The sequence below is a fragment of the Hydrococcus rivularis NIES-593 genome (assembly GCF_001904635.1).
GTDB classification, from domain to species: domain Bacteria; phylum Cyanobacteriota; class Cyanobacteriia; order Cyanobacteriales; family Microcystaceae; genus Hydrococcus; species Hydrococcus rivularis.
Genome location: NZ_MRCB01000011.1, coordinates 65,734 through 89,019, shown reverse-complemented (window position 1 = coordinate 89,019; position 23,286 = coordinate 65,734). Strand labels below are relative to the sequence as shown.

The following is a 23,286-nucleotide window of genomic DNA, read 5'->3' as shown; positions in this document are numbered from 1 at the left end:
ATTTATGCGCTAACACTCTTATACTTCAGAGGGCTTTGCTAAATTTCCGGATTGATTGTATATTTATTGTTTATTTTCTTCTAGCGAACTCGGAGAGCTAGAAGAATTAGGAGTTTCCGGTACGTTTTCCTCATCTACCGTTTTCGAAATCTCGGAGGTGGAATGTTCTCGTTCTAACTCTGGTGTCATTTCCTCGCGGTTTGCCCTAGCATCAATGATTTCTGCTACGGGTTTCGAGGAAACCTCGGTTACTTTTATTTCCTTGACAGTTTCCTCGCTCGCTTCCGTTTGGGTACTCTCGGCTTCGGCTCGATAAGCTTCAATAAGCGTTTCTGCGTCTCCATCGCGGGCTTCTACTTCAATTTCTGCTTGGTTAGATGTCTCTGTTTCTGGCTCGGATGCGGCGATCGCGTCTGTAGATTCGATGATAGCCGCTGGCTCTGAAGCTTGGGGAACGCTTGCGTCCCCATCAGTTTCATTGCTGCTTTCTGTTTCGGCTTCCGACGAGTCTAGGGCTGCTGTAATGCTTTCTGGTTTGGCAGAAGGGATTTTAGGTTTGGGCTTTTGCTTGCCAAAACCGAATAGCTTTTTAAAAGAAAAGCTTTCTTTGCTTTGCGTTGCTGGTTTAACTTCGGGAGTCGTGGCTTGAGTAATTTCCTCTTGCGCCGTCTCGCCTTCTGGGGAGGTCGAAATTGCTTCTCGAACGACCGTTTCGCTAGTTGGTTCGGGTGTGGCGGATTCAGATGGCTCCGAGGGTTGGGTAGTTTCTTCTACTGTCTCTGAGGTGATGACTTCTGTTTGGGGTGGCACTGGTTCCTCAGCTTCTACTTCTGGAGGGGTTTCAACAACTTCTAATGTTGTTTTAGAAGCTGGAGGGGCAACAGTTACAGGCGGGGGTGAAGGTTGTTTCTTCTTAAAGGCGCTGCCCACACGGTTTTGCAACCACACTAATAAAGAAAAGCTTTCTATTTCGGCGATCGCTTCTGGATTGGCGATCGCCCATCTCAATTTTAGAGTTTGCCAGCCGAAGGTCAGGATGAGAGCCGCACCTGCTACTTGACCTAACAACAAGCCTCCTCGAAGTTGTTGGGCACCAAGCCAGAGGACTAGGGCATAGAATAAGCCAACACCGCTCCAGAGAAAGTCATCTTGGCGATGAAGCTTGGGGCGAAAGAAAGCGGTTAGGAAAAGGGCTAGGCTGCCGAGTCCGACGACGATCGCTAGGATGTATGCCAGCATGATAGGGTTGCTCCTTCGGTGTTCCTCCTATCCCATTGTGATGCAAGTTGTCCCTTATCGACAAAAGATTCTTTATCTCTACAGAAGCAATTGTGTCTTACTAGATATCGGCCGAGTTTCATAACCCAATAGACTCGCGATCGCTCTGGCAATAGCTCTAACTATAATACCGGATTCAAAAACAGCATAGCGAACTGCACTTGCTTTCCCTTTCTCCAGCGCAAGTTAAGTATAGTAGCGATCGCTATTTTTCTCTTCGCCACCAAGCGCGTACCAGTTTAATTTCTTCGTAGCTAAAGCTTTCTCCTAAAGCTTCTTTCAAACTTTTTAGAGAATCGGCTCTTTTTGTTTGTATGGCTTGGATAATTAATTCTTGCTTGGCTGGAACCACGAAATCATTAATATCTATCGGCTGATTCGTTTCTATCAGTTCGCACAAGTGAGTATAAATAGTCGAGATGGTAAAACCTCGTCTCTGGGCGATTTCTTCTACAGACAAGCCCTGCTGATAAAGTTGTAGAGTCATTTTTTGACTATTTGATGGCAGAGAAACGGGTAATTTTTGTTCCTGACAAAAAGCACGAATTTCAGAAACGAACCGATCGCCATACCGTTCGAGTTTGTGAGCGCCAACACCAGAAATTTTAGCAAATTCTTGTAAAGTTTTTGGTTGTATTTGCGCCATTAATTTGAGGCTAGAATCGGAAAAAATAACGTAAGGGGGAAGAGAATGAAGATCGGCTATTTGTTTGCGCAATTGCTTTAATCTTTCCAAAAGAATCTCAACTTCTGCTGCCTTGGGATTATATCCTTCTAAAACTTTAGAATTTGATTGCGCAGTAACAGCTATTTGCACCGATCGCACTTTTCGTAGGATTTCCCAACTCCGTCTATTTAATTTCAGTACGGGATAGCCATCGGTCGTTTCATCGACTAATCCTTGATGAATTAAAGATCGTCCTAACATTTTCCATTCTTTCACCGTTTTATCTTTGCCAATGCTATAGGTAGATAAAAGGTGATGACCATATTCTTCAATTTTTCTTTTGCTCGACCCTCGCAATACATCGATAATATGCATCATGCCAAATCTTTCTTGAGTTCGTGCCACGCAAGAAAGAAATTTTTGCGCTTCAATCGTCCAATCTTCTATAGGTTTCGGATTGCGACAATTATCGCAGCCAGAACAATTTCCCGGAAATCTTTCACCAAAATAGCGTAAAATAATTGTGCGGCGACATTCAGTTCCTTCTGCATAATTAATGACTTGACGTAATTGTTGGCGAGCAATTCTTTGCTCTTGAGGATCGCTTTTTTGGTCGATAATATATTCAATTCGTTTGACATCTCCTAGACTTAAAAATAGCGTGCAACTAGCAGGTTCTCCATCTCTTCCCGCCCGTCCCGATTCTTGATAATAACTCTCTAGATTGCGGGGTAAATCGTAGTGAATGACAAAGCGAACGTCGGGTTTATCGATCCCCATGCCAAAGGCAATAGTTGCGACGATAACTTTTACGTCATCTCGGATAAATCGAGTTTGATTTAAGGTTCTTGCTTCATCAGTCATTCCGGCATGATAGGGAACGGTTGATATGCCATCTTTTTGCAAGCGAAACGCAATTTCATCGACATTGCGACGACTGAGACAATAGACAATTCCCGACCCTTGTTGCGTGCGAATAAGTTTTAATAATTGATTATAGCTACGGCGTTCTTTGGGTTGGACTTCGTAATAAATATTGGAACGATTAAAACTAGCCAAATGAATTCCGGGCTGACGCAGTCCTAATTGTTGAATAATATCTTCTTGTACCCGTTTGGTTGCGGTTGCGGTCAAGGCAAACATCGGAACGTGAGGATATCTTTGGCGCAGTTGGATCAATTGTCGATACTCTGGGCGAAAATCGTGTCCCCATTCCGAAACGCAATGGGCTTCATCGATCGCAAAAGCAGCAATACTAACTTTTGTCGCTATCAAGTCGAGAAAGTTACGAAATCTTTCGCTCAATAGTCTTTCCGGCGCAACGTAGAGTAATTTAATCTTGCCGTCGAGAATGGCAGTTTCTCGCGATCGCACTTCTGAGAATGTCAGAGTGCTATTGAGAAACGTTGCCCCAATGCCGTTGTCCTGCAAGGCATCTACCTGATCTTGCATCAGCGCAATCAGAGGCGACACGACTACGGTAAGTCCCGGTTTGAGTAAGGCAGGCAATTGAAAACAAAGGGATTTTCCACCGCCTGTAGGCATAATGACCAGCAAATCGCGGTTTTGTAGCGCTTCTTCGACGATTTTTCGCTGCCCCGGACGAAAATGCTCGTAACCGAAAAAATGCTTCAGGGCGGCTTCTAGGGAGGGAAACTGTGGCATAAGCGGGAGTTGAGGCGCTGACAACGAAATTATTGTAAAACCTCTATTCGATCGCCTAACAAATTTCTGTTAAAACTAGCGATCGAGCATTTTAAAAACTAATGAAGATTTAGGAGAGTTGTTAAGTCGGGTACTTCGGGTACTGGAGACTAAAATACTGGTTAGCAAAGCTGTTATGCCATTTTTCATTCATTCTCACCCCCAACCCATCTCACAATTTGGGAGAGGGGTGAACAATGTCGATCGCGAAAACCTGAAAATTGGTATTAGGATTTTGGAAGATTTACGATGACACGATTATCCCTGAGCGAAGAGCAAAAAGCAAAACTGCTAGAGGCTTTGGAAATTGCCAAACTTGCTGAAGACAAAGCTAGAGAAATGAGTGAATTGGCAACGGCGATCGCCCAGAAATCCCAAAAACATCTGTATGAAATGGCACGGTTAGCTTCGCACAAATCTAATTGAGCAGCAAGGATGAAGTTCCTAATATGTACGCAGAGTACTATTGTGACAACCTCATAACAAGTCATTACCGTCGGTAACAAAAAAACTGTTAACAGACAAAGCCAACGCAATTCTCGTTATCCCTAAAAGCGAGAGAACATCGGAACTGTTAAAGCAAGGGAAGTAAAGAAGGCGATATAATAAATGGGGAAAATCATATCTACATAGAGATTTCTTCTTTTCCTTAGAATAGAATTGAACTTGTTGGATCTCCTCAAAACAATTCGAGAAATTATTGCCCGTTGGTGGTCGGAGTTCACGCTTCAAACCAAGTTAATGGCGGCTGCAACATTAGTTGTATCCTTGCTCATGAGTGGTCTGACTTTTTGGGCAGTCAATACCATTCAGCAAGATGCCCGCTTAAACGACACGCGCTTCGGTCGAGATTTGGGACTCCTGCTAGCTGCTAATGTTGTTCCTTCGATCGCTGAAGACAATTTGACAGAGGTGGCACGCTTCTCCAGTCGTTTTTATCAGAGTACTTCCAGCGTACGCTACATGATTTACGCCGACCAAGAAGGCAAGATTTTTTTTGGCATTCCCTACTCGGAAGCTGAAGTAAAAAACTCGCTGACTATCGAACGTCGCATACAGCTACCAGAGGATTACGCTGACAGTACCGAACTGCCGATGGTGCGCCAGCATATTACGCCAGACGGAGAAGTGACTGACGTATTCGTCCCCCTCAGACACGAAGGGAAATATCTAGGCGTGCTGGCGATCGGCATAAATCCCAATCCGACAGTTGTTGCTTCTTCTAACATAACCAGAGATGTCACGATCGCCGTTTTTATTTCCATTTGGGCAATGGTTATCTTAGGGGCTGTCTTTAACGCCCTCGCTATCACCAAACCCATTAAAGAGTTATTGGTAGGGGTCAAAAATATCGCGGCTGGAAACTTTAAACAGAGAATCGATCTGCCCTTTGGCGGCGAACTGGGCGAGTTAATTTTCAGCTTCAACGAGATGGCAGAACGGCTAGAACGCTATGAAGAGCAAAATATCGAAGAACTCACGGCAGAGAAAGCCAAGTTAGAAACGCTGGTGTCTACTATTGCCGATGGTGCGATTTTGCTCGATCCTAACTTGCAATTACTATTAGTCAATCCCACGGCAAGGCAAATGTTGGGTTGGGAAGGACGAGACGCGATCGGGGCTAACGTTCTCGACCTTTTTCCCGCAGAGTTGAAGGAACAACTGAGCGAACCACTACACCAACTTGCTTCCGGTCACGTCCTTAAATCAGAAAATGCCGAGTTAGGAAATGACCTGCCGCCAGCTGAAAATTTCGATCGCCTGTCTCTAGGTGATAGCAGCACCTCTCCAGAAGAATTTCGCTTGACTATAGCGCAACCTACTCGACGGACCGTTCGCATCTTCTTAACGCAAGTTCTCGATCGCCATAGCGAGGCGATTAAAGGAATTGCCATGACATTACAGGATGTAACTCGCGAGGCGCAATTAAATGAAGCCAAAAGTCAATTCATCAGCAATGTCTCTCACGAATTGAGAACGCCTCTGTTTAATATCAAATCATTTATTGAAACCCTTTGCGAATTTGGAAACGATTTAACGGAAAACGAACGTCGAGAGTTCTTAGAAACAGCTAATCACGAAACCGATCGCCTGACTCGATTGGTCAATGACGTACTCGATTTATCTCGTCTAGAATCTTCAAAAACCTATCATCTCGATGCTGTCGATATCGCTCAAATCATCGAACAAACACTGCGAACCTATCAACTCAATGCCAAGGATAAGGGACTAGAAATCATCCAAGAGGTCGAGCCAAATTTACCGCCTGTTTTGGGTCATTACGATTTATTACTGCAAGTAATAACTAACTTAGTTGGCAATTCTCTCAAGTTTACGGAAGCGGGGGGCAAGATTAGCATTCGTGCCTACAAGTTCGACCGTTGGGATCGTCAGTCTCAAGTTAGAGTAGAAGTATCGGATACAGGGATTGGGATCGATCCCGAAGATCGAGAAGCGATTTTTGAACGTTTCTTCCGCGTTGAAAATCGGGTTCATACCCTAGAGGGAACGGGACTTGGACTGTCAATCGTTAAAAATATTATCGAGAAGCACCATAGCAAAGTGCATTTGATTAGCGAGGTGGGGGTAGGAACGACTTTCTGGTTCGATTTATGCATCTATCAAGAACCCGAACAAGCATAGTTTTGAGCTAAATCGGGGTGACTGGAGACTAAATATTAGTATCCGCCTTCATAAATCCATTCCAAGTGCAAGTATTCTTTCAGTAAAGAGAGCAACTGCTGTTGGTCTATAGGTTTTGGCAAGAAAGCATTACAGCCAGCACGCAAACAAGTTTCCTCCATCATTTCGATTAGACTGGCTGAAATCGCGATAATTGGCACGTCTTTAATTTCAGGAATTTCTCGAATTTCTCTGGTCATTGTCAAGCCAGTCTTAACGCTCATCATGATATCGGTCAAGATGAGATCGGGTTTAAGTTGACGGGCAATGGTCAATCCTTGCTCGCCATTTTTTGCCATCATTACCTCAAACCCCAAGGGTTTCAGCAAACTGAGCAGAAGCGAACGATTTTCTTGTCGGTCGCCTACCACAAGAATTCTGCACGGTTTTCCTTGGTAACCTTTAATTCGTTCCTTCGGTTGGGTTTCCAAAGCTATCTCGACGACGGGTAAGGCGAGATCGAACCAAAAAGTCGAACCTTGCTGTAGTTGGCTTGATACTTGTAGTTGGCTGCCCATCAATTCCACCAGTTGTTTGCTAATTGCTAAGCCCAAACCCGTACCGCCTCTCTTGCGATCGCGATCGCCAACTTGTTCAAAGGGTTGAAAAATTGTCTCTAAATGCAATGGGCTAATTCCCACTCCCGTATCGACGACTTCAAAGCGAATTTGTTTATGAGGGATGAAATTCGATCTATAGTTCGTGCCGATTTCGCTAACTTTGAGGAGTATTTGCCCTTTGTCGGTAAACTTGACGGCATTGCCGAGCAAATTAATTAATACCTGTCTGAGTCGCTTTTCATCGGCTCTTACGCCAGTGGGAATGTCGCCCGTCATCTGGCACTGAAACAGCAGTTTCTTTTCTTGTGCCCGCATCTCAACGATGCCACAGATTTCTTCTAAAAAACTGGGAAAATGAAAATCAGTAGGTTCGAGTTCGAGCTTGCTGGCTTCTGCCTTAGAAAAGTCTAGAATGTCGCTAATCAGCGTTAATAAATAGGTTCCGCTGCGCTGAATAATTTTGGCTCTTTTGGCTTGTTGGGCAGATAGAGCGCGATCGTTCATCAAGATATTGGCATAACCAATGACGCTATTGAGAGGAGTGCGCAGTTCGTGGCTTATATTTGCCAAAAACTCGCCTTTGGCGCGATTGGCTGCTTCTGCGGCTTGTTTGGCGGTAGCGCTTTCTGAAGCTGCTTTCATCGCTGCTTGCACGGCTTTTTTGAATTGAGCGGTTCTCTGTTCGACGCGGGTTTCTAGTTCTGCGTTGGTTTTTTGAAGCGCGGCAAAAGAGTCTCGAAGTTGCTTAGCCATTTGGTTGAAAGAGCGAGCCAGAATTCTCAGTTCGCTTACCCCTTCGACCTTAACTTGTCGATCTAGTTGACCGTTCGCAATGGCTTGGGATGCTTGGCTCAATCGCAGAAGCGGTCGGCTAATCCAACGAGACGTATAGATTCCCAAGACAGTTGCTATTGCTAGAGCGCCCAAGCATAACCAAATCGTAGTTCGAGTATTAGCATTAATTTGTGCCATGAAATCCGATTCTGGCACCGCGATCGCTACTAACCAGTCTAGACCTAACTCATCTCGCCAAGGGGTGACTCGGACAAACTGGCGTTTGCCATCGAGCATAAACTCAAGCTGTTGACTATTTTGAATTTCGTTAAAGCTACCGAAATGTTTTCTTAAATAGTCGGCTGTGGCTCGAATTAAAAAATCTTTACTTTCTAGAACATTCAGTCTTTGCGCCTTACCGTTCACCATTTTGTAAGGTTTTTCAGGACTCGAACTGGCTAACACTAGCCCGTTGCGTTCTAAGATAAATATTTTTGCTGACGGACTGACTTCTAAATTGCTCAAAAAATCGCTAATCCCTGTAAGCCGGAAATCAACGCTCAAGACCCCTTTTAGTTTTTTGGTGTAGTCGTAAATTGGATAGCTAACCGAGATCGACAAAATATCTGGAACGTCACTCCAGGAAAAAACTTGACTCCATATCGGTTTGCCTGCCCGAACCGTGTCCGTATACCAAGATTCTGTTAAAGGCTTGTAGTCAGAGGTAAAGACTACTTCGGTACGATTTCCTTGACGATCGGTTGCGTAGGTATAGTTTTTCCATTTGGTATTGGCAGAAACTTCATCAATGGTGACTCCCTTGCCTTCCATCCAGCGTCCCGCGCCTGTATATTCGCCTGTCGTTAGTACGTAACTGATGTAACCGACATCCTCAAATGCTTGCATTTGTTTCCAAAAGTAATGTCCGGTTTTTTTGATGTCTCCTAGATTGAGCAGACCTAACCTTACGGCATCCACATTGATTTGATTGATTGCTCGCGGGGTTTTTAAATAACTATCGAGGTGCTGGTCGATCCGCGAGCTAATTTCTCTCTGTAGCTGACTCGCAAGGTCATTGACAGCCTTTTGTCCGTTTTGTAGGGATAGATATCCTGTCAATCCTACAGCGGCAAAGATTTGTAAAACAAAGGGCACTAGAAGCAAAAGACGTAACGGGATTTTTTCAAGACTTTTGGCAATCTGCTTGTTCATTGCGTGCAATGTTCAAAATGGCGGAAAAATTTGGGGAAGTTAAAAATTAAATAGGTGTTTTTTTCAGCGATCTAATATCATTCGAGTTTTTCTTTGTTTTTAAGAAAATTTAATTTGCAAATAGCAAAGATGAGTTAATAGTTTGTAGAATTCTTAGAGTTTATCGATTATCTTCTCACGATTGCGGACTTCGATTGAGTAATACCATTTTTCATTCATTAATGACAGAGATGGTCGATCGTCCTCACCCCCAACCCCTCTTCCAGTTTGGGAGAGGGGAAAAAGATGTCGATCGCGAAAACCTGAAAATTGGTATAAGCTAATAAAGCATTAAATTTGTAAACGTCGAAGAAGAAACTCCGCCGTCTCACGGCGGAGCCTGAAAAGCACTTCGTCAATTTTTATCGCTTAAGATAACGGGAAAAGTTTTTGTGCTTCAAAATGGTGGAGCGGCACCTAATAGCCCTAGCACTCCCAACAGCATACCAATGCGCTCCCAGAAGACGAATCTTTCGTAAGTTCGCTCGCTAGGTTGCTGTTGATAGGGAAACAATGTGGTTCCAAAGATCAGCAGCATAACTGAGGAGAATGCTGCAAATAACAGAGGATGCGCCATCGGTAAACCGATGAGAGAAACCGGAATTGACGCACTCAATACGCCAATCAAAACCCAAGCGATTGAGAAAGCTGTTTGCTCGCCCCACCGATTGGCAACTGTAATAATCCCATAATCGCGATCGCCTTTTGCATCGTGTACGTCCCAAATCAGTTCCCTAGCCAAGGCATAGCAGAAGAGAAACCCTAATGGGTAAATCATCGCGAACGGCTTTCCGGCAACCAAACTGCCCAGCAAAATTAGAAAGGCAATGATGGCTGCAACGAGCACATTGCCAAGAATACCGCTGTAGATAAGCAAATGAGAGTAATTCCACAGTAAAACGATACTGACAGCGACCAGGATGAAGGAATAAAGCCCCAAAGGAATAGCAGCTATCAGAGCACAAGTAAATAGAACGACAGCAGCCCACCATGCTTGCTCGATTGAAAGACGACCGGATGGAAGTGGTCTGTTGGGATGATTGATTCGATCTTTATTTAGATCCCAATAGTCGTTAATCGCGCAGGCAGCAGCAGTCATACAGAATAAAACACCTGCCGTTAGTAGGTATAGCTGGAGTGGAAGCGCTGAATTTAGGGCATAAGTCGTGGCACAGCCCGCTAGGGCAGCAACGAGGCTGACTGGAAGCCGAAAAAGTTCGGCAAACGCACAAAATTGACTTATCCCGCTAATAGAACCGGAAGACGAAGGAGTATTCAGCATAATTTACCTTCTCAAATAACTATGAGGCAGAAGCCTTAGAGCGGGATTTTGAGGTAAATTTCACGCTTGCAGTTCTAGTCGCTACGGTTACGGTTGATGCTAAGTAGGCACAATATTATTATTGAGTGAAGCTATCTAAAATCTCGCTCGCTGGACGAGTGGTGAGTGCATCAACCACGAATGAGGATTTAACGACTGAATCGAATGATAGCCGCTAGCCTCTTAAAAAGGCTATCTCGCGTTTCGCGTAGAAGCAACTCAACCTATATTCATTGTAGCGAGCCTAGATAAACTATTGATTAGATTCTATATTTCTGATTCCCATTTCTCGCAATCCTTGGCGGAGTCTTGCTGCTTCTTGAGGATTTTGAGTTTCGTGAAGAGAAATAGCTTTTTCAAAAGCTTCTATACTTTCTGGGAAATAACCAACTTTTAGAAGAGCGACCCCTAAATTTTGATAGGCAAGAGCATAATTTGGATTGAGTTTAATTGCGCTTTGATAGGCTGCGATCGCTTCTGGCAACCGCCCCATTGCTTTGAGAGTCGTGCCAAGATTATAGTAGCCTAATGCAAAGTTAGGATCGATTTTAACAACAATTTCATAAGCTTTTTGGGCATTTTGTAAATCTCCAACTTCTTTCAATAAACTGCCAAAATTATTGTAAGCACCTAGTTTTAGTATTGGTAAAATCGGCTGTTCTATTGCTTTTTGATAATGCTTGACTGCTTGCTTTAGTTGTTTTTTTTGGCGGGCGTAAGCATTACCGAGATGATAATGTAATTCAAATAAAATATGTGCGTCTGCTTGGTTTGATTTTAATCCTTGTCTGAGTAATTGAATGCCTTCTTTTTCTTTTCCAATTTGTAAATAAAGTCCACCTAATTTACTACAAACATAGGGATCGTTGGGATAGGCGGCAAAAAATTCTTCCATTAACTTTCTAGCTCGATTATATTTATCCAAAGACGCGATCGCCTCTGGCGTATAACCATAATGAACGATCGCAACTGGGGTTAAATCGATAACTTTCCAGTGAGGTTCTTTTTTGAGTAATTGAGCGACGCTATCGTCAACGATTGAATGATAGGGACGAGTAAATTTAACTTCTGGATGATTGCGAAATAGGCGCGAAACCAAAGAATAAGGAGATTGAGCGGCACCGACTTCTTGACGAATTAAGTTAATAACGATAGCATTTTTATCTTCCATTGCGTGTCGCATTTGAGGCACGATTTCAGAAGAGAGTACTTCATCTGCATCTAATACCAAAATCCATTCTCCTCGAACGTATTTTAGGGTTTCATTTCGCGCGGCGGAAAAATTATTATGCCAGTCATAATGCAGGACTTTTGCTCCAAATTTTTCGGCAATTTCTACCGTTTTATCGGTAGAACCCGTATCCATGACTATCATCTCATCAACGACATTTTTGACGCTTTCTAAGCATTTTGGCAAAGAAGCTTCTTCGTTTTTGACAATGGCGCAGAAGCTAAGTTTAGTCATGGTTGTTGCTCGGTTTTTCGTGGGAATTACTTATTCACTATCTTGTTAAATTTTGCGATCGGGATAATCTACTAGGTAGATCCCTCGATCGCATTGCCAGTCAACTATAGGTCTTTAACCACGTTGGCTGCAAATAACTCTTCCAAGCGGCTATCCCATTTCTTTTGATTCTTGGTTGCATCTTGGATATAGGGCGATATAGCAATCAATTTCAAGAAAAGATCGTTAAAAAACGATAAAGGAAAGCGCATCGGTCTGACAATATCTATGAATAAAACGACGCGAACGTCATCGGTTTCGTTCCAAGCTTCATGTTGAAAAGAATCATCGAATAACATACATTCTCCCTCTTCCCAGTGGCGAATTTCATCACCAACGCGAATGCGGCATTTTTCTTTAGGTTCGGGAATTTTTAGACCGAGAAGACAGCGAATCAAACCTTTATAAGGACCTCGATGTTCGGGGATATGTTTTCCCGGTAATAAAATAGAAAAGAAGGCAGTTTTCATGCCAGGAATTTGTTCGAGAATACGGGTGGTTTCCGGACAGCGAGCGCAATTTTTTTCAGCTTTAAAACCGTATCCATAAAGAAAATAGGTTTTCCAGAGATTATCTTGACTCGTTCTGTAGGCTTGGTCTGGAGAAATATCTTGGAAATTTGGTAATTGCTCGCTATACTTTAAGATTTCATCGAGTTCTTGGCGAATAATTTTCCAGTTAGCTTCCAATAGCGGCACCCAATCAAACTGTTCTCTCTTAAAGAAAGGCGTGTCGCCAATTAGAGAGTAGCGAGGAATAAGCTTTTCAAGCTGCCAAAGTATCTTTACGCCAATCCCATAGATGACAAGATTACGCCATGTCATCTTAAAGTTTTCTAAAGAGAATTTCTTGCTCGATTGAATTTGATTTGAGTTTAAATCACTCCTCATGTCCGTGAAAATCTCCACTAAATCTCAGTAATTGTATGGTCTTTGAGTCAATCCAAACAAAATCCATCTTATCTAATAAATAATAAAATGTGCGATCGACAAACTGACCACATCTAGCGTTTAGGAGACGATCGAGATGTTAAGATAATAGCCAAATCCCAAATGCTTCTGTCTCTGAAAAACCCGTTTAAGGAATAATGCGTCTATCCAGAAAATAGAGAGAAAAATCCTTAAAGTGGGAATACTAAACATAGCGGAGATAACTCGTTCTGCTCTCACGACCTGCTGTGTTACCTATTTAAATGAATTTTAAATGAAAAACAAACTTACTCTTATTGTTGTTACTTTTCTGGTCATTGGAATCAGTGTAATTTTTATTGCTAAAACGATGCACCTCGATCGAGGTGCTTATTTTAATGCGATCGCGAAGTTTCAATTGACTTACTGCTTAGCTGCCCTTGCTGCCGCATTTTTCCAAACGATTTTTCAGATTAATCGTCTGTGGGTTCTGTTCCCAAAAGAAGCTAAATTGAAATGGGCGCATACTGCCCGCGCGTTTACCTACGGACAGTTTCTCAACACCTTCGGACCCAATGGTGCGGGAGATGTTTTGAAAGTCGTTCTGACCAGAAAACATGAAGATAAACAAGGTCGCCAAGTCGAAGCCTCCGAATCGAGTGCGATCGTGTTTGTAGTAGACAAACTGGCAGATGTAGGTTCGATTATCTTACTGACTCTTATAGCCTTGTTGCAAGCTCCGATCGCGCTTCCCGAAATCGAGTGGAACAAACATGTTAGATTGATTTTATTGGGCGCGATAGTTTTATCGCTTGTTTTTTATATTCTCTTTTTTGGATTTCGCAAGCGATCGGGCGCGATCGCGCAATGGATTGAGGGGTTCAAAGTAGGACTGCAAGCTTTGCGAGAACCCAAACGGTTTTCTAGTGCGCTTCTCATGGGCGCAGGCAATTCTTTAAGCAAAGTCATTGCCTTACATATTCTGTGCGTTGCCTTGGGATTTTCTTTGTCCTATCCCGAACTGGTATTTTCCATCCTCATCCTAAATTTGGGAATTTCAGTACCTATCTCGCCGGGAAATTTGGGGGTATACGAAGCATCACTCGCCTTTGCCCTAAGCAAATTTGGGGCGCCAATGGCTGAGAGTTTAGCAATCGCCACCGTTCACCACGCTTGCCAAATGATAGAAATTGCGGTTTTGGCATTATTATTCTGGCTGCACGAAAGATGGCAAGATTGGCAAAGAGAATCTAAAGTCCAACCAGTGACCCAGATAGGCAAATAAGTACCTTTGAAGGACGCGATCGCAGCAATAATATTTGTTAATCATAATAGTTGATACTACAAACCCTGCTGCCTAAGACAGACAAAAAAATGAGCTTTTTTGAAAAACTCGATCGCGCGATCGCCCGCAATCAAAGTTTACTTGTTGCCGCCCTCGATCCCAATCCAGAAATAATGCCTCCAAACTATCGCGCTGACTGCAATATCAAAAAGATGGAGGATTGGTTGCAATCGATCGTTGCCGAAACCTCCCATCTCGTCTGCGCCTACAAACCGACTCTCGGCTTTTATGAAGCACTGGGCACAGAGGGATTTCAATTACTCTCTCAAGTCTTAGCGACGATTCCTACAGATATTCCCGTCATCTTGGATGCTAAACACGGCGATCTCAACACTAGCACGGTATTTGCTCGCACCATTTTTGACGGGTGGCAAGTTGATGCTGTTACCCTCAATCCCTATGCGGGACAAGACCACGTTGCGCCTTTTCTAGTCTACTCCGATAAAGGTGTTTTTATTCTCTGCCATACTGCCAATCCCGGTGCAGTTGCCCTGCAAGATTATCCCATTCCGGATTCGCCTTTTTATTTACAAGTCGTCAGGGAAGCCAAAACTTGGGGATCGCCGGAACAGTTATTTTTAGAAGTAGGAACCGCAGAAATAGAAGTCCTGACTAAAATTCGCTCTCTTGCACCTGAGAGAATTATTTTAGTGCGAAGTATTTGGGGAGAAGGCGATCGCCTCAAACAACTTCTAACGGCTGGATTGAATAACAATGGCGCAGGATTGCTGATTCCCGTCCCGCAAGGCTTGTTTTTAGAAGACAATTTAGCAGAAAAGATTTGGGCTATTAGAGAAGAAATTAACCAAGTCAAAAGTCAAATTACACCAGCAAATTCTAGTTGCGATCTTTGGGTACCCGATGTTTGTTTATTAAATCAACATCCCCATCAAGATTTAATTTTGCAACTCTATGATATCGATTGTCTTCTCTTTGGCCAATACGTTCAAGCTTCTGGGGCAACTTTTTCTTACTATATCGACTTGCGCCGAATTATTTCTAATCCCCAAATTTTTCATCAAGTACTCAATGCTTATGCTGAAATTCTACAAAACTTAACCTTCGATCGCATTGCTGGCATTCCCTACGGTTCTCTGCCAACTGCCACCGGACTATCTTTAAGCCTTCATCGTCCCATGATTTATCCGCGCAAAGAAGTCAAAGCACACGGAACTCGTCGTTTAATCGAAGGAAATTTTCATCCTGGAGAAAAAGTCGTTATTATAGACGACATTCTCATCACCGGCAAAAGTGCAATGGAAGGTGCAGAAAAACTGAAGTCAGTAGGATTAGAGGTCGAAGATATTGTCGTCTTTATCGACCATGAACAAGGGGTTAAAGATAGACTTAAAAAAAATGGCTACCGGGCACATTCTGTGTTAACCATTTCTGAAATCACAGAAACTCTCTACGAAGCAGGGCGCATTAATGAAGAACAATATCGTAGTTTGAACCAAAAACATTAAAAAGCGCGGAAGAAAATGTACGGGCTTCCCGCGCAGATCGGCAAACTTTCTTGTCTATTAGCCCATTTCTGGAACTGGAAACTATACAGCTTCGGGAGTCATAAAATGAATTTCCGACTCGGAAGACTCAAGACTAACAAAACGATGTTTCAAAGCTGCTTTAACAAATCCCAAGAATAAAGGATGAGCGCTATTAGGACGAGAACGAAATTCTGGATGAAATTGAGTCGCGAGGAAAAAGGGATGTCCTGGAAGTTCGATAATCTCTACCAAACGACCATCGGGAGACGTGCCGCTAATAACATAGCCAGTGTCTAAAAATAGACTGCGATAGGCATTGTTGAATTCATAGCGATGGCGATGGCGTTCGTAGACGACTTCTTTTTGATACAGAGAAAAGGCAAGCGTATCTGAGGCGAGACGACAGGGATATAACCCCAAGCGCATCGTACCGCCCAAATCTACTACGTCCTGTTGTTCTGGGAGCAGGTTGATTACGGGGTTGGGCGTGTCGGGATCGAATTCAGCACTATTAGCCTTTTCCAAATGAGCGACATTACGTGCCCATTCAATGACGGAACACTGCATTCCCAAACACAGACCGAGGAAAGGAATTTTGTGCTGGCGTGCATGCGCGATCGCTTTGACTTTGCCATCGACTCCGCGAACGCCGAAACCGCCAGGAACGAGGATCCCGCTAACGCCATTGAGATGAGATTCGCCTCCCTCTTCTTCGAGATCTTCAGCATTGACCCAACGGAGTTTGACTTCGCTATCGAGTGCGATCGCGCCGTGACTTAGGGCTTCTACAACCGACAGATAAGCATCGCTCAACTGAATATATTTTCCGACAATTGCTATCTCGATTTGCTTCTTGGGAGATTGCATCCTGTCTACCAAGCTTTGCCATTGACTGAGATCGGGTTGGCGCGGGTTTAAGTTCAGCAATTCTAGCGTTTGTTGTGCCAGTCCCTCCTTTTCCAAGATTAAAGGAACCTCGTAGATGCTGCTAGCATCTTGGGCAGTGATGACCGACTCCACCGGAACATCGCAGAATTCCGACAGTTTTTCTTTCATGCCGGGATGTAGGGGGCGATCGCAGCGACAGACTAAGACATCTGGCTGAATGCCGATCGAGCGCAATTCTTTAACCGAGTGCTGCGTTGGCTTTGTTTTCATTTCTTTGGCGGCAGGAATCCAAGGAATGAGCGTAACGTGCATATAAACCACGTTATTACGTCCCACATCCTTGCGGAACTGACGAATCGCCTCTAGAAAGGGCAAAGATTCAATATCGCCGACCGTTCCGCCCACTTCGGTAATTACGATGTCGGGATTGGTATCTTTGGCAACGCGACGGATGCGCTCTTTGATTTCGTTGGTAATATGAGGAATGACCTGAACCGTTCCCCCCATATAAGCGCCGCGACGTTCTTTGTTAATGACTGCCTGATAAATCAATCCCGTAGTTACGCTATTGAGACGGGAGGTAGGCGTATCGGTAAAGCGTTCGTAATGTCCTAAATCTAGGTCCGTTTCCGCCCCATCTTCGGTGACGAATACCTCTCCGTGTTGGAAAGGACTCATCGTGCCCGGATCGACGTTAATATAAGGATCGAGTTTGAGGATAGAGACGGAATAATCTCGCGATTTGAACAACCTTCCCAAACTAGCAGCAACAATTCCTTTCCCTATACTGGAGACAACGCCGCCAGTAATAAAGACAAATTTACTCATAAAATTTTTTAGGACTCAATACTGTATCAATTCCCCCGTTCATTTTAACCCGTCTGTATTACCCTGGCTTGAAAATTGTTGTAGCCTAATTCGATTTTAGGAACTTGCTACACTTGCTACAATCGATCGTCGATGGTTAGTATCGGACGGACAATTGAGACTCAAAGTTTTTGTCTACGGAACGCTAAAACCTGGGGAATGCAATTATCAGTCTTACTGCGCCGATCGAGTAATAGAGGCGAAAAAAGCCTATACTTGGGGCGAACTCTATCATCTTCCGTTTTTTGGCTATCCAGCTTTGACCCTGGGAAATCGTAAGGCGATTGGATTCTTGCTTACCTTTGCTGATGAAGGGGTTTTAGAAAGGCTAGATGAATTGGAAGATTATCATCCGCAGCGATCGCCCCAAGAAAACGAATACGAACGCCAAAAACTCCTCGTCTATGACCTGTCGGGAGAGCCTCTCGGAGAAGCTTGGGGCTACGTGATGGCACCAGAAAAGGTACGACAATTGGGAGGCGTTCTCGTTCCTTCTGGTTGGTGGACTACAATCGGTTATTAATTTTGGATTTTGGCGAAGTTGCCGCACGCTCCTTGAACCGCTTCAAGGAGAACGGTGGATTTTGGATTGTTAGTGGATAGTGGTTAGTCGTTCATTGTCTCCCAACTCCCCCTACTTCTGCCTTCTGCCTTTATTTTTTATTTGACTCGTTAAGTTGTTCGGAGGGAAGGAGAGCTGCGGAGGGAATTTCGACAATGGGATGGTTTAGCGCGATCGTCAACTGTTCGGAATCTAACTCAAGCGGAGCTTGAGGAGCATCTGCAACGCGATGAATGGGAGAATCGTGTCCGAATAGGAGATTGATGGCACCGACAACCACGGCTACGATTGCAGCTCCTCCGATAAAGATCAGTCGCTTGCCCCGCTGCTGACGATCGACGCGCTGAAATACTTGTTCTGAGAGCTCTAAGGCAGATGGAGTAGCTGGCTGTATGGGAATGCTATCAATTCCCTGGTGCAATCTCAGCAATTGGGTATACAGTTTTTGGATTTGCGGATCGGTGTCGAGCCACTTTTGAACTTGCTTGCGTTCGGCGGCGGTCACTTCCCCATCTAGATACGCACTCAACAACTCGAAGCGAGCATATCGTTCGTCTGCTACGGACGATTCGCAAGCTAGTTGCATGTCGTTTTCACGCTCTTCAAAACTAGATTCCATACGAACCTCTATTGAGCGAAAATCAAATCATTTATCGCGGAGACCAGCCTGTAGAATTAATAAGGCAAGCCCACTCCTCACAAAAATTTAGGCGTTTTTTGAATCGAGCTATTTTTATTCTAGATAGTTTTGTAAGACAGATTGCAGTTTGGCTCTGGCTCTGGCAATTCTTGATTTTACCGTTCCCAGGGATACGCCTGTCAGTTCGGCAATTTCTTCGTAAGCCATACCTTCTATTTCTCGAAGTACAATTGTAGTCCGAAAAGCTTCTGGTAAATCCGCGATCGCCACTCTGAGTCGCTCGTAAAATTCTCGCGTTGCCAGGTTATCGTCAGGGCTGGGATACTCGGAGACAATATCCCAATCAACTTCCCCATCGTCCATTCGGCGCGGGGCATCTAAAGACAGAGGATTGTTGACCCGCTTGCGCTTGCGCAACTCGTCGTAGAATAAATTGGTAGCAATGCGGCTCAACCAGCCCCGAAACTTCATCGGTTCGTTCAAACGTTTGATATTGCGATAGACGCGAATCCAAACTTCTTGCGCCAAATCCGCTCGATCTTGCCAGTCGGGGGCGAGATGATATAAGAGCTTTTCTACATGAGACTGATATCGACGCAGTAGTTCGGCAAAAGCCCCGCGTTCGGGCTGGAATCCTTCCTGACAGCGCAAAATCAGATCGTAATTAGAAAGTTTGTCAGGAGACACGTCAGTTGGAGATAGTTTTCTCTCAACGTTAGACCAAGATGCAGAGATCGCTTGATTCATGAATGTCCTCAAAGCAACATTACTCCTCGTTCGTCTTTAGATCGATTGGCATAACCAAAAGTTCCCACAAAACGAAAATTAAATTCTGACCTATTTTGGCGTAGCTATCAGCAGTCGGCGGTTAGATATTCACCCAAAGTTAAGAGAATCAGCCAACAGACGCTTGCCAATAGCCGATCGCTAAACATTTCCCGTAGCACCTCGTTCGTAATTGGGGGCATAGGATTTTAGCAAGGCACTCATTTCGTCAAGAATATTCTCGCGGGTCTTTTTGCCGATCGCGTTTCGTTCTGGGAAGAATTCTGGTCTGTCGAGATAGCGACCCATGGCTTCTTGAACTTGCTCGGCAATCAAATCCCGAAGTTCTTCTTTAGCTCTCTGGCGCTGATAATCCGCACCCTCTTCCGTGGTTGCATAAAGGGGAGGCAAGCGATTGAGGGCATAGGCGGCGATATCGCCGACATCAAGAGCGCTATCATTGCCATCAACTTCTGAAACGCGCTTGACGACTTCGCTGATAACCAACTCTTCCATCACGTTAATAAACTGTTTGCGAGGCATTGCCACGACTTCGCCCGTCAGAAGTGCTCCCATCAGGCGATCCAATGCCATATACTCTTCAACCGACAGTTCGGAGGAAGTATCGCAGATACGCCCTACCTCAGCTTCCATGGTTGGCGTGAGATAGCCATCTCTAAGAGCTTGTTCGACTATTCTTTGAATGCTCATTGCGTTATTTCCTTGAGTCTTTAGTGCAATTTAAGCCCAATGATATTTATAGTTCCCAATTAGAATAAAAAAATCGCACTCAAGCTTTCGGTTTCAGATAGGCGATCGCTCGCCGCCAAATCAGGATTTGCTGCTCGTTTTCATCGACTAAACAGATACAATTAGAATCTTGCCAGAGGATTTTTCCCATCAGGAGATCGTTGGTGACTAATTTCAATTCAACTTCTCGTTTATCTTTGATTGAACTCTGAATTTGACGAATACTGGGCAAACCCGTGTTGAAGTCAGACATAATACAAAAATTTAATTGTAACAAATGATTCGGGTACCGACCTATGGTCATTGAGTTTACCAAATATCACGGACTTGGCAATGATTTTATTTTGCTCGACAATCGCCATCGCTCTGAACCGCTTATCTCGCCAGAGATAGCGGTACAAATGTGCGATCGCCATTTCGGCATCGGTGCGGATGGAGTGATTTTTGCCCTTCCCGGACAAGATGGCACGGACTACGCAATGCGGATTTTTAACGCCGACGGTTCCGAACCGGAAATGTGCGGCAATGGCATTCGTTGTTTGGCGCGATTTATCGCACAGCTAGAAGGAACGGAAACCGCTGGCAAATCCTATCGCATTCATACCCTAGCAGGAGTCATTACGCCTCGCTTGGAAGGAGACGAGCAAGTGAGCGTCGATATGGGAACGCCTCAGTTGACGGCGGCGCAAATTCCGACGACTTTGGGCAAACCCGAAGAGAAAGTTATCGAGCAATCTTTAGAAGTTGGCGGGAAATCTTGGCTGGTAACTTGCGTGAGTATGGGCAATCCTCACTGTATCACCTTTGTAGAAAATACAGACGCGATCGTGCTAGAAACGATCGGTCCTCAATTTGAACGCCATCCCGTCTTTCCTCAACGGACAAATACAGAATTCATCCAAATCATCCGCCCCGATTATCTGAAAATGCGAGTCTGGGAAAGAGGTGCAGGCGCAACCCTGGCTTGTGGCACGGGGGCTTGCGCTTCCGTCGTGGCTGGCGTATTGACTGGAAAGAGCGATCGCCTCTGTACCGTTGAACTTCCTGGCGGCTGTCTCAAAATTCACTGGTCGGAAACTGACGAGCGAGTTTATATGACTGGTCCTGCCAAGCGCGTGTTTTCTGGAAGTTACTTTATTTGACACTCTCCCGAATCGATACCGATTTGCCATTTTGGCAACCGATCTGCGATCGCCTGGGTTAAATTAGCGACAGAAATCCATTTAATAAAATGACTGGCGAACTCTGGGACTCAAAATAGCGCACCTGAGCGCATACACAGAACTCTCCAGTCGTGTCAATTTAACCTTATCAATCGAATGAGAGGGATAGGTGTATGTCCTCAAATATCTTAGAAAAAGTCAAAGAGTTTTTCGTCAGGCTAGTTAAAGACGAAGCTTTCCAATCTCAACTTCAGAATAATTCAATCGACGAAGTTAGAAACATCTTACAAGAAGCTGGCTATATTTTCTCAAAAGAAGAATTTGAGACAGCTACGATTGAGCTACTCGATTTAAAAGAACGAGACGAGTTTCACGAACTGACAGAAGAAGAGTTAGTGACAGCCGTTGGCGGGGTTACTGGAGGTAGCGGGATCTACGGACTCATTCAAGCAATGTACGGAGCAGTAGTAGGAGATCCCAAGCCCGGTAAGGATTGGGGTTGGCGCTTTCCAAGTCCGTTGCCGAAGCCATCGCCTATACCTTCTCCTTGGAAGCCGCCTGTTGACGTGCAGCCGATGTATGGGGTAGTTGTCTCAAACGATTCATAATCATCTCTTTATGCCTGCTAGGACGGACGAGCGCTTTTGTTCTCTAACCAAGTTTTAGCAGACAGATTGCGATCGCTTCCTATAGTTGAGATTGAGGTGAATCTGAGATGACTTATCGCAGAACCAGTTATGCTGTTTGGGAAATTACCCTAAAGTGCAATTTAGCTTGTAGTCACTGCGGTTCGCGAGCGGGACATACCAGGGCTAAGGAACTCTCGACACAAGAGGCTCTCGATCTCGTCTGGCAGATGGCGGATGTAGGAATTACAGAGGTGACGTTGATTGGCGGCGAGGCATTTCTTCGTCCAGACTGGCTGCAAATTGCAGAGGCTATTACTAAGGCGGGGATGCTATGCAGTATGACGACTGGTGGCTATGGCATTTCGCTGGAGACGGCGCGTAAAATGAAGGCAGCAGGCATCGCTTCGGTTTCGGTTTCCATTGATGGGCTAGAGGAAACCCACGATCGCCTGCGGGCAAGAAAAGGCTCCTGGCAAGCTGCTTTTAAGACTATGAGCCACCTGCGAGAAGTCGGGATTTTCTTTGGCTGCAACACCCAAATCAACCGTCTTTCTGCGCCGGAATTTCCCCTCATTTACGAACGCATTCGCGACGCTGGTGCTAGGGCTTGGCAAATTCAGCTAACCGTACCGATGGGAAGAGCAGCAGACAATGCCAATATTTTGCTGCAACCCTACGAGTTACTAGATCTCTACCCAATGATAGCCCGCGTAGCCCGTCGGGCACGGCAAGAAGGCGTTCAGATCCAGCCTGGCAACAATATTGGTTATTATGGTCCTTACGAACGACTCTTACGGGGACGAGGAAGCGATAGCGAATGGGCATTTTGGCAGGGGTGCGCTGCCGGACTTTCAACCTTGGGAATCGAGGCAGACGGCGCGATTAAAGGGTGTCCTTCGCTGCCAACTTCGGCTTACACGGGCGGCAACATTCGAGAGCATTCGCTGCGGGAAATCGTCGAAGAATCAGAGCAACTGCGTTTCAATCTCGGCGCGGGAACGCTCCAGGGAACCGCTCATCTGTGGGGGTTCTGCAAAACCTGCGAGTTTGCAGAACTGTGTCGTGGGGGTTGCACTTGGACTGCTCACGTTTTTTTCAACCGTCGAGGAAATAATCCTTACTGCCATCATCGGGCGCTCTTTCAAGCAGAGCAAGGCATTCGGGAGCGCGTCGTTTTTAAAGTAGGGGCGCAGGGACTACCTTTTGACAATGGGGAATTCGAGCTAATCGAAGAGCCGATTGATGCTCCTTTACCAGAAAACGATTCCCTGCATTTTACATCCGATCGCATCCAGTGGTCGGCAAACTGGCAGGAAGAATCCGAGTTGATTGGTGCTGTAGTTGATTAAAATTTGATAGGAAATTACGAGGAGGCGATCGCCGATGGTCGAAAATATAGACAACGAGCGAGAGAAATCGGCAAATGAAATCGAGCCAGAACCTCTCCTATTGCCTCGTCAAGCTTGGCAAAGTCAAATTGCCTATCTAAAAGCGATTTTGAAAGCCAAACAAGCTCTAGATCGAATAGAAAAAAGGTAGTT

The 23,286-nt window shown here is 44.8% G+C and carries 20 protein-coding genes; 9 read left to right on the top strand and 11 right to left on the bottom strand.

The annotated features are described in order from the left end of the window. Positions 1–63: 63 nt before the first annotated feature. Together NIES593_RS11210 and recQ are read right to left on the bottom strand one after the other, a co-directional pair. Positions 64–1,239, bottom strand: coding sequence for a Ycf66 family protein (locus tag NIES593_RS11210; RefSeq protein ID WP_073599653.1), 1,176 nt, complete (start codon positions 1,237–1,239; stop codon positions 64–66). Positions 1,240–1,483: 244 nt separating this feature from the next. Continuing rightward, positions 1,484–3,610 carry a DNA helicase RecQ gene (recQ, locus tag NIES593_RS11205; RefSeq protein ID WP_073599697.1) on the bottom strand — a complete coding sequence of 709 codons (2,127 nt, stop codon included), beginning with the start codon at positions 3,608–3,610 and terminating at the stop codon, positions 1,484–1,486. 288 nt (positions 3,611–3,898) lie between these two features. Between recQ and NIES593_RS24115 the strand changes: the two genes are divergently transcribed. Both NIES593_RS24115 and nblS read left to right on the top strand, forming a co-directional pair. After that, on the top strand, positions 3,899–4,075 hold the full coding sequence (locus NIES593_RS24115; protein ID WP_175561109.1) for a hypothetical protein: 177 nt from the start codon (positions 3,899–3,901) through the stop codon (positions 4,073–4,075). A gap of 315 nt (positions 4,076–4,390) precedes the next feature. Further along, positions 4,391–6,292 carry a two-component system sensor histidine kinase NblS gene (gene nblS / locus NIES593_RS11200; RefSeq protein WP_425432538.1) on the top strand — a complete coding sequence of 634 codons (1,902 nt, stop codon included), beginning with the start codon at positions 4,391–4,393 and terminating at the stop codon, positions 6,290–6,292. Positions 6,293–6,327: 35 nt separating this feature from the next. Here nblS and NIES593_RS11195 read toward each other — a convergent pair whose 3' ends face one another. The 4 genes from NIES593_RS11195 to NIES593_RS11180 all read right to left on the bottom strand — a co-directional run bounded on the left by NIES593_RS11195 (position 6,328) and on the right by NIES593_RS11180 (position 12,565). Then, positions 6,328–8,877 (bottom strand): hybrid sensor histidine kinase/response regulator, encoded by a 2,550-nt coding sequence (locus NIES593_RS11195; protein WP_073599651.1) that lies wholly within the window; start codon positions 8,875–8,877, stop codon positions 6,328–6,330. 436 nt (positions 8,878–9,313) lie between these two features. Then, complete coding sequence (locus NIES593_RS11190) at positions 9,314–10,198, bottom strand: geranylgeranylglycerol-phosphate geranylgeranyltransferase (protein WP_073599650.1); 885 nt, start codon at positions 10,196–10,198, stop codon at positions 9,314–9,316. 292 nt (positions 10,199–10,490) lie between these two features. Next, positions 10,491–11,702 carry a glycosyltransferase gene (locus NIES593_RS11185; protein ID WP_073599649.1) on the bottom strand — a complete coding sequence of 404 codons (1,212 nt, stop codon included), beginning with the start codon at positions 11,700–11,702 and terminating at the stop codon, positions 10,491–10,493. A 104-nt stretch (positions 11,703–11,806) separates the two neighbouring features. Then, positions 11,807–12,565 carry an aspartyl/asparaginyl beta-hydroxylase domain-containing protein gene (locus NIES593_RS11180; protein WP_083602422.1) on the bottom strand — a complete coding sequence of 253 codons (759 nt, stop codon included), beginning with the start codon at positions 12,563–12,565 and terminating at the stop codon, positions 11,807–11,809. Positions 12,566–12,944: 379 nt separating this feature from the next. Between NIES593_RS11180 and NIES593_RS11175 the strand changes: the two genes are divergently transcribed. Both NIES593_RS11175 and NIES593_RS11170 read left to right on the top strand, forming a co-directional pair. Next, the gene (locus tag NIES593_RS11175; protein WP_073599647.1) at positions 12,945–13,934 is read left to right on the top strand and encodes a lysylphosphatidylglycerol synthase transmembrane domain-containing protein; all 990 of its coding nucleotides are present in this window, start codon (positions 12,945–12,947) and stop codon (positions 13,932–13,934) included. Positions 13,935–14,023: 89 nt separating this feature from the next. Continuing rightward, a complete protein-coding gene (locus NIES593_RS11170) occupies positions 14,024–15,460 on the top strand; it encodes a bifunctional orotidine-5'-phosphate decarboxylase/orotate phosphoribosyltransferase (RefSeq protein ID WP_073599646.1) in 1,437 nt (478 codons plus the stop codon). Between the two features lie 81 nt (positions 15,461–15,541). Here NIES593_RS11170 and NIES593_RS11165 read toward each other — a convergent pair whose 3' ends face one another. Continuing rightward, positions 15,542–17,197 (bottom strand): CTP synthase, encoded by a 1,656-nt coding sequence (locus NIES593_RS11165; RefSeq protein WP_073599645.1) that lies wholly within the window; start codon positions 17,195–17,197, stop codon positions 15,542–15,544. Between the two features lie 154 nt (positions 17,198–17,351). Here NIES593_RS11165 and NIES593_RS11160 point away from each other — a divergent pair, with 154 nt between their 5' ends. Then, complete coding sequence (locus NIES593_RS11160; protein ID WP_073599644.1) at positions 17,352–17,759, top strand: gamma-glutamylcyclotransferase family protein; 408 nt, start codon at positions 17,352–17,354, stop codon at positions 17,757–17,759. Between the two features lie 130 nt (positions 17,760–17,889). Here the strand turns inward: NIES593_RS11160 and NIES593_RS11155 are convergent, their stop codons facing one another. The 4 genes from NIES593_RS11155 to NIES593_RS11140 form a co-directional block, all read right to left on the bottom strand. After that, on the bottom strand, positions 17,890–18,417 hold the full coding sequence (locus NIES593_RS11155; RefSeq protein WP_073599643.1) for an anti-sigma factor family protein: 528 nt from the start codon (positions 18,415–18,417) through the stop codon (positions 17,890–17,892). Positions 18,418–18,531: 114 nt separating this feature from the next. Beyond that, positions 18,532–19,185 carry a sigma-70 family RNA polymerase sigma factor gene (locus NIES593_RS11150; protein ID WP_015143112.1) on the bottom strand — a complete coding sequence of 218 codons (654 nt, stop codon included), beginning with the start codon at positions 19,183–19,185 and terminating at the stop codon, positions 18,532–18,534. A gap of 180 nt (positions 19,186–19,365) precedes the next feature. Beyond that, on the bottom strand, positions 19,366–19,914 hold the full coding sequence (locus tag NIES593_RS11145; RefSeq protein ID WP_073599642.1) for a late competence development ComFB family protein: 549 nt from the start codon (positions 19,912–19,914) through the stop codon (positions 19,366–19,368). 79 nt (positions 19,915–19,993) lie between these two features. Continuing rightward, a complete protein-coding gene (locus tag NIES593_RS11140) occupies positions 19,994–20,206 on the bottom strand; it encodes an Hfq-related RNA-binding protein (protein WP_073599641.1) in 213 nt (70 codons plus the stop codon). A 43-nt stretch (positions 20,207–20,249) separates the two neighbouring features. Between NIES593_RS11140 and dapF the strand changes: the two genes are divergently transcribed. The 4 genes from dapF to NIES593_RS24110 all read left to right on the top strand — a co-directional run bounded on the left by dapF (position 20,250) and on the right by NIES593_RS24110 (position 23,284). Next, the gene (dapF, locus tag NIES593_RS11135; RefSeq protein ID WP_073599640.1) at positions 20,250–21,095 is read left to right on the top strand and encodes a diaminopimelate epimerase; all 846 of its coding nucleotides are present in this window, start codon (positions 20,250–20,252) and stop codon (positions 21,093–21,095) included. Positions 21,096–21,289: 194 nt separating this feature from the next. After that, positions 21,290–21,724: a Nif11-like leader peptide family natural product precursor gene (locus tag NIES593_RS11130; RefSeq protein WP_073599639.1), complete on the top strand. Its 435-nt coding sequence runs from the start codon at positions 21,290–21,292 to the stop codon at positions 21,722–21,724. A gap of 107 nt (positions 21,725–21,831) precedes the next feature. Further along, complete coding sequence (locus NIES593_RS11125; RefSeq protein ID WP_073599638.1) at positions 21,832–23,094, top strand: nif11-class peptide radical SAM maturase 3; 1,263 nt, start codon at positions 21,832–21,834, stop codon at positions 23,092–23,094. A 34-nt stretch (positions 23,095–23,128) separates the two neighbouring features. Continuing rightward, positions 23,129–23,284 (top strand): hypothetical protein, encoded by a 156-nt coding sequence (locus NIES593_RS24110; RefSeq protein WP_175561108.1) that lies wholly within the window; start codon positions 23,129–23,131, stop codon positions 23,282–23,284. Positions 23,285–23,286: the final 2 nt, after the last annotated feature.

Coding starts and splice junctions, on each gene's coding strand:
- NIES593_RS11210 (WP_073599653.1), bottom strand. CDS start 1,239: ATGCTGGCATACATCCTAGCGATCGTCGTCGGACTCGGCAGCCTAGCC.
- recQ (WP_073599697.1), bottom strand. CDS start 3,610: ATGCCACAGTTTCCCTCCCTAGAAGCCGCCCTGAAGCATTTTTTCGGT.
- NIES593_RS24115 (WP_175561109.1), top strand. CDS start 3,899: ATGACACGATTATCCCTGAGCGAAGAGCAAAAAGCAAAACTGCTAGAG.
- nblS (WP_425432538.1), top strand. CDS start 4,391: ATGGCGGCTGCAACATTAGTTGTATCCTTGCTCATGAGTGGTCTGACT.
- NIES593_RS11195 (WP_073599651.1), bottom strand. CDS start 8,877: ATGAACAAGCAGATTGCCAAAAGTCTTGAAAAAATCCCGTTACGTCTT.
- NIES593_RS11190 (WP_073599650.1), bottom strand. CDS start 10,198: ATGCTGAATACTCCTTCGTCTTCCGGTTCTATTAGCGGGATAAGTCAA.
- NIES593_RS11185 (WP_073599649.1), bottom strand. CDS start 11,702: ATGACTAAACTTAGCTTCTGCGCCATTGTCAAAAACGAAGAAGCTTCT.
- NIES593_RS11180 (WP_083602422.1), bottom strand. CDS start 12,565: ATGACATGGCGTAATCTTGTCATCTATGGGATTGGCGTAAAGATACTT.
- NIES593_RS11175 (WP_073599647.1), top strand. CDS start 12,945: ATGAAAAACAAACTTACTCTTATTGTTGTTACTTTTCTGGTCATTGGA.
- NIES593_RS11170 (WP_073599646.1), top strand. CDS start 14,024: ATGAGCTTTTTTGAAAAACTCGATCGCGCGATCGCCCGCAATCAAAGT.
- NIES593_RS11165 (WP_073599645.1), bottom strand. CDS start 17,197: ATGAGTAAATTTGTCTTTATTACTGGCGGCGTTGTCTCCAGTATAGGG.
- NIES593_RS11155 (WP_073599643.1), bottom strand. CDS start 18,417: ATGGAATCTAGTTTTGAAGAGCGTGAAAACGACATGCAACTAGCTTGC.
- NIES593_RS11150 (WP_015143112.1), bottom strand. CDS start 19,185: ATGAATCAAGCGATCTCTGCATCTTGGTCTAACGTTGAGAGAAAACTA.
- NIES593_RS11145 (WP_073599642.1), bottom strand. CDS start 19,914: ATGAGCATTCAAAGAATAGTCGAACAAGCTCTTAGAGATGGCTATCTC.
- NIES593_RS11140 (WP_073599641.1), bottom strand. CDS start 20,206: ATGTCTGACTTCAACACGGGTTTGCCCAGTATTCGTCAAATTCAGAGT.
- dapF (WP_073599640.1), top strand. CDS start 20,250: ATGGTCATTGAGTTTACCAAATATCACGGACTTGGCAATGATTTTATT.
- NIES593_RS11130 (WP_073599639.1), top strand. CDS start 21,290: ATGTCCTCAAATATCTTAGAAAAAGTCAAAGAGTTTTTCGTCAGGCTA.
- NIES593_RS11125 (WP_073599638.1), top strand. CDS start 21,832: ATGACTTATCGCAGAACCAGTTATGCTGTTTGGGAAATTACCCTAAAG.
- NIES593_RS24110 (WP_175561108.1), top strand. CDS start 23,129: ATGGTCGAAAATATAGACAACGAGCGAGAGAAATCGGCAAATGAAATC.